Origin of the sequence: Anaeromassilibacillus sp. 1001302B_160321_C8, from assembly GCF_015554745.1 — a bacterium.
In the GTDB taxonomy this organism is placed as follows: Bacteria; Bacillota; Clostridia; order Oscillospirales; family Acutalibacteraceae; genus Anaeromassilibacillus; species Anaeromassilibacillus stercoravium.
In genome coordinates, this window is record NZ_JADNJD010000011.1 from 94,842 (window position 1) to 103,173 (window position 8,332).

The following is an 8,332-nucleotide window of genomic DNA, read 5'->3' on the forward strand; positions in this document are numbered from 1 at the left end:
AAAAAGAGAGATGGAAAAGGAGGCAAAACATGTTAAATACGGATTTTTCCAGCAAGTTTGTCAAAGAGGGGTTGACATTTGACGATGTCCTTTTGATCCCGGCGGAATCCCATGTGCTGCCAAAGGAGGTGGACGTCTCCACCCAGCTGACCAAGACCATTCACCTGAACACGCCGCTGATGACCGCGGCCATGGATACGGTCACAGAGACGGAGATGGCGATTGCCATTGCCCGCGAAGGCGGCATTGGCATCATCCACAAGAACATGTCGATCGAAAAACAGGCGGACGAGGTGGACAGGGTCAAGCGCTCTGAAAACGGCGTCATCGTCAACCCGTTTTTCCTCTCTCCGGACCACTTTGTCCATGATGCGAACGACATCATGGCGCGATACAAGATTTCCGGCGTGCCGATCTGCGAGAACGGCAAATTGGTCGGCATCATCACCAACCGCGACCTGCGGTTCATGACCGAGGCGGACTTCGACCAGAAGATCTCCGCCGTGATGACCAAGGAGAACCTGGTGACCGCGCCGGTGGGGACGACGCTCAAGCAGGCGCAGGAGATCCTCCGCCAGCACCGCATTGAGAAGCTCCCGATTGTGGACGAGAACGGCTACCTGAAGGGCCTCATCACGATCAAGGACATTGAAAAATCCGTGCAGTACCCGAATTCCGCGAGGGATTCCGCGGGCCGCCTGCTGTGCGGCGCGGCCATCGGCGCAACCGCAGACGTGCTGGAGCGCGTGGCGGAGCTGGTCAAGGCGCAGGTGGACGTGGTGGCGCTCGACTCGGCGCACGGCCACAACAGCGGCATCCTGGACGCGGTGCGCAAGGTCAAGAAGGCGTTCCCGAACCTGCCGCTGATCGCGGGCAACATCGCCACGGCAGCCGGCGCGGAGGCCCTGATCGACGCAGGCGCGGATTGCGTGAAGGTCGGCATCGGTCCGGGCTCCATCTGCACCACCCGTATCGTTGCAGGCATCGGCGTGCCGCAGATCACGGCGATCTACGACGCGGCGTGCGTCGCGGCGAAGCACGGCATCCCGATCATCGCGGACGGCGGCATCAAGTATTCCGGCGACATCGTCAAGGCGCTTGCGGCGGGCGCAAACGTGGTCATGGTCGGCTCCATGGTCGCGGGCTGCGAGGAATCCCCCGGCGAGACGGAGGTCTTCCAGGGCCGCCAGTTCAAGGTATACCGCGGCATGGGAAGCCTGGCCGCGATGGGCAAGAAGGACGGCGGCAGCTCCGACCGCTACTTTCAGTCCGACAGCAAGAAGCTGGTCCCCGAGGGCGTCGAGGGCCGCGTGCCGTACAAGGGGCCGCTGTCCGAGACCGTCTACCAGATGCTCGGCGGCCTGCGCGCCGGCATGGGCTATACCGGCTGCGGCAGCATTGCGGAGCTGCATGAGAAGGCGCAGTTCATCCGCATCACGGGCGCGGGCCTGCGCGAAAGCCATCCGCACGACATCCAGATCACGAAGGAATCCCCGAACTATTCCCTCAGCGTGTAAGGGGAAGGTTTCTTTCCGCATAGGATACCTGCTTATAGTTATAGACAGAACAGGGACCCGAGGTTGCAAAACCCCGGGTCCCTTTTTCCATGCCGGAAACCTGTGGGAATCCATCTGGAAAACCAAAAGGCCAGCACCGGGGACAAGCCCGGCGCTGGCCCCAGCGCATCCAAGGGGCGGTTCCCCGCCCGTATCCGCTTTACAAAAACAGCGACAAAATAACCGTGATAATCCCGCACACGCCGATGGAAATCCCGCTCATCGCGCCCTGTACCTCGCCCATCTCCAGGGCTTTGGTGGTCCCAAGGGCGTGGCTGCACGCGCCCGTGGCAAGCCCCTGCGCGACCGGGCTTTTGATGTGGAACACCTTGGCGAACAGCGGCGCAGCCAAGGCCCCGATCAGCCCGGTGAGCAGGACCGCGACCATCGTGATGGCGACCACGCCGCCCTGGCTTTCCGCAATGCCCACCGCGATGGGCGTGGTGCAGCTCTTGGGGAGCAGCGCCTTGGTGATGGAATCGTCCAGCCCAAAGGCCTTGCACAGCAGGAATACGCTGCCGATGCTGGTGATGCTTCCGGCGGTACATCCCGCGAGGACCGGCCAGAAGTGCTTTTTTAAGACGTCCATCTGGTTATAGATGTTTAAGGCCAGCACCGCGGTCGCCGGGCCCAGGAAGAGGTTGATGATGTCCCCGCCTTTGTTGTACGCCTCCAGCGGGATGTCAAACAGCACGAGCACCGCAATGCAGAGCAGGATGGCGATCACCAGGGGGTTGCAGATCGCCTTGCGGGTCTTTTTCTGGATCCAGATCCCCGCTTCAAAGGCGGCGATGGAGAGCACAATGCCGAACAGCGGCGAGTATACGACGGTTTCAAACATCGGGTTTGTCCTCCTTCCGCGCGGTCCATTTCATCACAGCCTGCACCGTCCACCCGGTGACCAGAAAGACGAGGGGCGTGGTGACCAGGCAGATGACCAGCAGGGGGATGAGATTCGCTTTCAGGACGTCCAGGTAGTCCAGCAGACCCACGCCCGCCGGGATGAAGAAGAACGCCATGTTCGAGAGCAGGAAATTGGATTTTTCCTGGATATGCCGCGGCTTGAGCCATTTGCAGGCCAGCAGCAGGAAGAGCAGGATCATGCCGATCACACTGGCGGGGAATGGAAACGGCAGCACCGCCGCGATCGCCTCCCCCACGAGGCATACAAACAATACGATACCGATTTGTGCGAGAATCCTCATTTTGCAACGCTCCTTGTGCAGAAAATCCCTTACAAAAAATACCTTATTATGATAGCACAACCGCCGCGCGCTATGTGCATAAGCTTTTTTGCGCGCGGTTGCGAAAAATAAGCAAAAGCGCAGAAATCGTGCGGTGGGGGAGAGCGCCGCCTTGCCTGCAAAGGGCGCCCCATGCGCGGGAGGCGGCCCTTTATGGGGCGTACCGGGCGGCGATCCCCTGGAATTGGCCGGGCTTTTCCCCAAAAAAGCGAAAAAATTTGAAAAAAGTCAAAACTTTCTTGGAATGGTCCTTGACAAAACCGGACAGGCTGTATTATAATGATAAACGCTTCGCATAGACTATATGAAAGTCCTGCGAGACGTTTATGGCGGCATAGCTCAGTTGGCTAGAGCATTCGGTTCATACCCGAAGTGTCACTGGTTCAAATCCAGTTGCCGCTACCAAATGGCCCGGTGGTCAAGCGGTTAAGACACCGCCCTTTCACGGCGGTTTCACGAGTTCGAATCTCGTCCGGGTCACCACTCTTTTTATTCCCGCGCAAGCGCACGGGGTATGGACGCATAGCTCAGCTGGTTAGAGCGCTCGCCTCACACGCGAGAGGTCATGGGTTCGAGTCCCCTTGTGTCCACCAATTCTGAAGCACCTATAGCCTGCGCTATAGGTGTTTTGTATTATCAAATCAAAACAAGGCGCTTGCAACCTGTGCTGCGCCGCACATCATAGGAGGTCGACGGACGATGAAAAAAGTTCTTGCGCTCGCCGCAGCTGCGGCGCTCCTGCTCAGCATTTCCGCCTGCGGGGTGGATGTGGGCACCGTTTCCGGCTCAGATGGGACAACGTCGGATGCAATCCTGAGCTCGGTCCCCGGCGAGGAGTCGCAGACGGGCGAAGAGAGCCAGGCGCCCGCCAAGGACCCGGAGGAAATCGAGGCGGAGGTGGACGACAACCTCACCGGCCTTTGCAGCTTCCTGGCGCAGACCGGCGGCGTGGGCGGCGACCCCGTGGATATGGCGGCCGATTTCATCGGCGCGGTGGCGGGCGTGCAGTACCGCTTCAGCTATGAGGGCAGCAACAACGTCACGGTGGAGCTCTACGAATACGACCTCGACAACTTGAACGACGAGGCCCAGGCGGTGCTGGACAGCGTCAAGGCGAACGGCACCTTTACCGTCATCGGGCAGGAGGTCACGGACGCCTATCTCTCGGACAGCGGGAAGTACCTGATGATCTATAAGGACACCCAGACGAACGAGCAGAACGAGCTGCACAAGCAGGAGATCGTCGAGCAGTTCCAGGGATTTAAAGCGGAATAATTCTATATGGGGAAAGAAGCTGTTGTGGGCCAACGGGCCTGCAACAGCTTTTTTGGTTTGTGGGCCTTTTTGATAGCGCGGGAACGTTTTCCACCGTTTTTGCCCAAATGGTGGAAAACGTTCCTGCGCCGCCTTACGCGCCCTGCGTTTTGGCGCGGTAGCCGCGCGGGGTGTACCCCGTTGCGGCGCGGAACTGCTTGGAAAAGTAGCTGTGGCTGGAAAAGCCGCAGCGCGCCGCGATCTCGATGACCGGCAGTTCCCCGTGGGTCAGCAGGTCCATGGCGGCGAGGATGCGCCGCCGCTGGAGGTAGCTCTGCGGCGTGGTGTGCAGGAGCTGCTCAAAGGTGCGCTCGCATTCGCGCGGGGAGAAGTGCACCGCCTGGGCGAGCACCCGCAGGGAGAAAGGTTCGCTGTAGTGCGCGTCAAACCAGAGAAGCATCTGTTTCAGCCGCTCTTCCCGCAGGGGGGAGGGGCTGGCGGCCGCTTCCCCGGCGTGCTGTTGGAGCAGCAGGAATGCCCGTGAGAGCGCCTCCCGGACCGTGAACTCAAAGGCATAGGCTTCGCCCTGGCGGGCGGCATGCGCCGCTTCAAAGGCGTCTAGGACGTCCTTTTGCCAGGCTTCGCCGGGCAAAAGCAAAAGGGTGGGCGGGCCGTTTTCGAGGAACGGGCGCACATATTTGACGTCGATCGCGTTCCCCTCGGGGCCCGCCACGATGGACGGGTCAAATACGAGGGAACGGTACCGGCAGGGGGATTCCACCGCGCAGGTCATGCTGTGGAGCTTGTCGGTGTTGACAAGCACCCCCTGCCCGGGCTGCAAGAGAAATTGCGTTTCCGCGGCGGAGACCTCGACTTTTCCCTGGTCGAGCATAAACAGTTCCACCTCATGGTGCCAGTGCGGTGGGACTTGCGAGGCGATATACTGGTGGACATCCCCGCGATAGGCATGGCAGGGGAACAGGGAGCGGCCGACCGGCTGCCGTTCCATCCGGTTGGCCTCCACCTGCAAGGAGCACTGTGCAAGCGGCATCCATCACAACCCCTTTCTCATTATTTGTCGCTTTTCTTATAGTATATGGCGCTTTCTGAAAAGAAACAAGGGCTTATTTGCGCTATAATACCAGTAAACGCGCGGCCCGCAGGGCATGGCCGCGGCCGGGCGGCAACCGGTCCGTGCGGGAACGGCAGGAACACGAGTAAGGAGGATTTCCCATGCTGGAACATGTTGCGATTTGGACCAGGGACCTGGAAGGGATGAAGGACTTTTATTGCGCCTATTTTGACGGCAAGGCGGGGGCGAAATACCGCAGCAAGTCCGCCGCGCATCCGAATTTTGAGTCGTATTTCCTGACCTTTGGGGACGGGAGCCGGCTGGAGCTGATGCAGATGCCCACCATCCCGGAGAGCGCCTACGCGCCGGGGCAGGAGGCGCTCGGGTTGACGCACATCGCCTTTGCGGTCGGCGGCACGGACGAGGTGGACGCCCTGGCGAAGCGCGCCCATGCGGAGGGGCGGCCGGTGCTGCTGGAGCCGCACCGCACCGGCGACGGCTATTATGAGGCGTGCATCCTAGACCCGGACGGGAACCGCGTGGAGGTCACCACGCTGCCGGAGGCATAAGGATTCCTGAGTAGGAATGAGAAAAATCGGAAGAGAGGCTTCCTGCGTTTGCAGGGAGCCTTTTCTATATAGAAAAACAAGGCGGCTGCAACTTGCAACTGCCTCGTTCTCATTCGCGGAATTCTAAAAGTTTTGAGGGCGGCACATCCAATGCGATGGAGATGCGGAAGAGGTTATCCAAAGAAATGCCGACGCTCGCCACTTCGATTTTGCTGATATGGGTCTGGTCAACGCCGATTTTCTCCGCAAGGGCCTCTTGCGTAAGGCCCCGCAGCTTTCGGTAATAAGCAATATTCAATCCCAATTTTTTGTAAAGACTTTTAAATTCAGACCGCACCATACATCACCATGTATTAGTTTAAAGGGATGGAAGAGGAAAATGTATAGATTGTAAATGCTATATTATGTATTTACAATACATATATAGTATGGTATCTTATATAAAATGGTTTTGAAAATCCTAAAATTGTAAGGAGCAAAAGCGATGATCCACTGCGGCAACCATTTCTGTGCCTATTGGTTCGAAGGGATTTGTATGAAGGAAGACATTCGCCTGGACAACCGCGGGGTATGCCTGACCTGCGTGCAGGTCGATATCGACCGTTCCCTGCTGGCCCGCCAGCGGGCGCAGGCCCGGGAATACAGGGAAGGGTTGGAGGATTGCGCGAAAAAGTGGCTGGATAACCTAGATTTTACATAATTTTAATCCCTCCTGAACCACAGCGGGCGCCCGTTCCGGTATGATAAAGACACAATCCAGTGAATGTTGTAAACAGTTCGTTTAGGAGGAAAAGACATGAAAAGAACGATCGCTTTTATGATGGCTTTGGCATTGTGCGTAGGAACGACCGCTACCGCATTTGCCGAGGATACTGCCACGGAGTTTAGCTTCACCCTGCGCAACGACCCGACCTATACGGTTACGATCCCCGCACAGGTGACCATTGAAAAGGATGGCACGGATGTAGAAGTTGTAGCAGAGGACGTCGAGAACCTCGCAGAGAATGAGAAGATTTCCGTCACGATCGCTGGCACGGATTATTTCCGCAACCAGATGGTCCTGACCGACAAGGATACCCGCGCGGTGATGCGCTATCAGATCGTCACCCCGGACGGCCGCACCTTGGAGACCACCGGCACGGACACCATGACCGGCCAGGAGATCGTTTCCTTCACGGCTGACGGCACGGAGACCTATACCGTGAAGCCTGTGGTCGCGCCTTCCACCAAGCCCGGCAACTATACCGGCACGCTCACCTATGGCATTTCGGTTGTCGAGGCTGAATAATTCCTTAAAAATCGAATAACTCCCTCACAGGTTCACCCCCGTAGCTGCTGCCCAGCTGCGGGGGTGATTTTTTTGGTATAAAGAGAAACCGTATAAAGGCGATGGATTCCCAAACGGCCCGGCCCGTCCAAAAAATTTTTGAACATGCGGGCCGATGCGTTCGGGGAACCGCCCCAAAAAGGGGTTAAGAGCAGAACCGGTGGTTGCCGATCACCGTGATGACCGGGCGTGAAAAAATCCATTTGTTGGTGGACTTTGCAGGGTTGTAGTAATAGACCGCGCCGCCGGAGGGGTCGTTCCCGTTGATCGCGTCGCGCGCCGCGCGGTAGGCGGAGTCGGCGACCGCCGCGTTCACGCCCCCGTCGTACAGGCAGGAAAACGCCCCCGGCTGGTAGATCACCCCGGCCAGCGTGTTGGGGAAGGAGGGGTGCTCGATGCGGTTGAGGATCACCGCCCCGACCGCCACCTGCCCCTGGTAGGGTTCCCCGCGGCTTTCCGCGGAAATAATCTTGGCCAGCAGGTCCACATCACTGCTGCTGAACCCGCCCTGCCCGGCGCCGGAGGAGATCCCCAGCTTGCGCAGCGTCTGTTCCCCGGCGATGCCGTCCGCCGCCAGGCCGTTGTATTTTTGGAACGCGATGACCGCGTTCTTGGTCTGCGTGCCGTAGATGCCGTCCACCTCGCCGGTGTAAACGCCGTATTCCTTGAGCTTGGTCTGGATCTGCCGGACCTCCTCGCCGGTGGAGCCCACTTTGGAAAGCGTCTGTACGCTGCCGCCGAAATTGCCGGCCAGCGCGATGATTAAGACGTTTACCAGCAGGATCACCAGGATGCGCCAAAGGTATCTGAAGCCATGTTTCATGATGTAGCCTCCCACAGAAGTTTCCATTGATACGATTGTTTCCATGGGAAACGCAATTATACCCGGACAGCTTCGCGCGGGAACATCGAACGCTTTTAAAGGGAATCCGGGGAGTTCCCGGGCGGTTTCGCGCGCCCTGCCTGGCTGCCTAAATCCCATAGGAAAGAAGGATTTTCAAAGAAAAAAGGAAATTTTTATAGGAAGGACGCGCGCGTTTCCCGGCCCATCTACCAGGAAATCTTGAAAAAAGTGGAATCCCCCTGCGCCGCGCGCTTGCGTTGGGGGAGTGGAGCGCTGCACACATGACCTGGTGGCCAGGGTGCTTTCCCCTTGCCTTTTTTATCCATATATAGTAGAATGGAAAGGCCGCAGAAACGCCCCGTTTTGGCAGGGAAAAAGGCCGGAAAAGGAGAATTTGAAAAAAGTTTCAAATTTTTTTAAAAAAGGTGTTGACAAAAGGGGTAGGGTTTGGTATTATATTCGAGCA

Annotated in this window: 10 protein-coding genes and 3 tRNA genes; 8 read left to right on the plus strand and 5 right to left on the minus strand. The window is 58.1% G+C overall.

The features are described 5' to 3' along the window. Positions 1 to 29 precede the first annotated feature (29 nt). Positions 30 to 1,517: an IMP dehydrogenase gene (gene guaB, locus I2E77_RS09065; RefSeq protein ID WP_195451075.1), complete on the plus strand. Its 1,488-nt coding sequence runs from the start codon at positions 30 to 32 to the stop codon at positions 1,515 to 1,517. Positions 1,518 to 1,716: 199 nt separating this feature from the next. Here the strand turns inward: guaB and I2E77_RS09070 are convergent, their stop codons facing one another. Together I2E77_RS09070 and I2E77_RS09075 are read right to left on the minus strand one after the other, a co-directional pair. After that, positions 1,717 to 2,397, minus strand: coding sequence for an LrgB family protein (locus tag I2E77_RS09070; RefSeq protein WP_087234903.1), 681 nt, complete (start codon positions 2,395 to 2,397; stop codon positions 1,717 to 1,719). Continuing rightward, positions 2,390 to 2,761, minus strand: coding sequence for a CidA/LrgA family protein (locus I2E77_RS09075; RefSeq protein WP_195451076.1), 372 nt, complete (start codon positions 2,759 to 2,761; stop codon positions 2,390 to 2,392). The genes I2E77_RS09070 and I2E77_RS09075 overlap by 8 nt, the downstream gene beginning before the upstream one ends. Before the next feature lie 367 nt (positions 2,762 to 3,128). On the opposite strand from I2E77_RS09075, the gene I2E77_RS09080 reads away from it, so the two are divergent. The 4 genes from I2E77_RS09080 to I2E77_RS09095 all read left to right on the plus strand — a co-directional run bounded on the left by I2E77_RS09080 (position 3,129) and on the right by I2E77_RS09095 (position 4,075). Next, a tRNA-Met gene (locus tag I2E77_RS09080) sits at positions 3,129 to 3,205 on the plus strand. Positions 3,206 to 3,208: 3 nt separating this feature from the next. Beyond that, positions 3,209 to 3,283: transfer RNA gene (locus I2E77_RS09085), tRNA-Glu, on the plus strand. Between the two features lie 33 nt (positions 3,284 to 3,316). Next, positions 3,317 to 3,393: transfer RNA gene (locus I2E77_RS09090), tRNA-Val, on the plus strand. A gap of 106 nt (positions 3,394 to 3,499) precedes the next feature. After that, the gene (locus tag I2E77_RS09095; RefSeq protein ID WP_191405749.1) at positions 3,500 to 4,075 is read left to right on the plus strand and encodes a hypothetical protein; all 576 of its coding nucleotides are present in this window, start codon (positions 3,500 to 3,502) and stop codon (positions 4,073 to 4,075) included. A 133-nt stretch (positions 4,076 to 4,208) separates the two neighbouring features. Here the strand turns inward: I2E77_RS09095 and I2E77_RS09100 are convergent, their stop codons facing one another. Next, entirely contained in the window at positions 4,209 to 5,105 is an 897-nt protein-coding gene (locus I2E77_RS09100; protein WP_195451077.1) for a helix-turn-helix domain-containing protein, read from the minus strand. 182 nt (positions 5,106 to 5,287) lie between these two features. Between I2E77_RS09100 and I2E77_RS09105 the strand changes: the two genes are divergently transcribed. Then, positions 5,288 to 5,695 (plus strand): VOC family protein, encoded by a 408-nt coding sequence (locus tag I2E77_RS09105; RefSeq protein ID WP_191405746.1) that lies wholly within the window; start codon positions 5,288 to 5,290, stop codon positions 5,693 to 5,695. Between the two features lie 109 nt (positions 5,696 to 5,804). Here the strand turns inward: I2E77_RS09105 and I2E77_RS09110 are convergent, their stop codons facing one another. Beyond that, positions 5,805 to 5,993, minus strand: coding sequence for a helix-turn-helix domain-containing protein (locus tag I2E77_RS09110; protein ID WP_237966923.1), 189 nt, complete (start codon positions 5,991 to 5,993; stop codon positions 5,805 to 5,807). 237 nt (positions 5,994 to 6,230) lie between these two features. On the opposite strand from I2E77_RS09110, the gene I2E77_RS09115 reads away from it, so the two are divergent. Together I2E77_RS09115 and I2E77_RS09120 are read left to right on the plus strand one after the other, a co-directional pair. Next, entirely contained in the window at positions 6,231 to 6,395 is a 165-nt protein-coding gene (locus I2E77_RS09115; protein ID WP_191405745.1) for a hypothetical protein, read from the plus strand. Positions 6,396 to 6,491: 96 nt separating this feature from the next. Continuing rightward, entirely contained in the window at positions 6,492 to 6,983 is a 492-nt protein-coding gene (locus tag I2E77_RS09120; RefSeq protein ID WP_087234896.1) for a hypothetical protein, read from the plus strand. Between the two features lie 184 nt (positions 6,984 to 7,167). On the opposite strand, the gene sleB is transcribed toward I2E77_RS09120, so the two are convergent. Continuing rightward, entirely contained in the window at positions 7,168 to 7,845 is a 678-nt protein-coding gene (sleB, locus tag I2E77_RS09125; RefSeq protein WP_087234895.1) for a spore cortex-lytic enzyme, read from the minus strand. Positions 7,846 to 8,332: the final 487 nt, after the last annotated feature.

Bases quoted from the DNA above. Each gene is read 5' to 3' on its own strand.
- guaB (WP_195451075.1), top strand. From the start codon at position 30: ATGTTAAATACGGATTTTTCCAGCAAGTTTGTCAAAGAGGGGTTGACA.
- I2E77_RS09095 (WP_191405749.1), top strand. From the start codon at position 3,500: ATGAAAAAAGTTCTTGCGCTCGCCGCAGCTGCGGCGCTCCTGCTCAGC.
- I2E77_RS09105 (WP_191405746.1), top strand. From the start codon at position 5,288: ATGCTGGAACATGTTGCGATTTGGACCAGGGACCTGGAAGGGATGAAG.
- I2E77_RS09120 (WP_087234896.1), top strand. From the start codon at position 6,492: ATGAAAAGAACGATCGCTTTTATGATGGCTTTGGCATTGTGCGTAGGA.
- I2E77_RS09075 (WP_195451076.1), bottom strand. From the start codon at position 2,761: ATGAGGATTCTCGCACAAATCGGTATCGTATTGTTTGTATGCCTCGTG.
- I2E77_RS09070 (WP_087234903.1), bottom strand. From the start codon at position 2,397: ATGTTTGAAACCGTCGTATACTCGCCGCTGTTCGGCATTGTGCTCTCC.
- I2E77_RS09115 (WP_191405745.1), top strand. From the start codon at position 6,231: ATGAAGGAAGACATTCGCCTGGACAACCGCGGGGTATGCCTGACCTGC.
- sleB (WP_087234895.1), bottom strand. From the start codon at position 7,845: ATGAAACATGGCTTCAGATACCTTTGGCGCATCCTGGTGATCCTGCTG.
- I2E77_RS09100 (WP_195451077.1), bottom strand. From the start codon at position 5,105: ATGCCGCTTGCACAGTGCTCCTTGCAGGTGGAGGCCAACCGGATGGAA.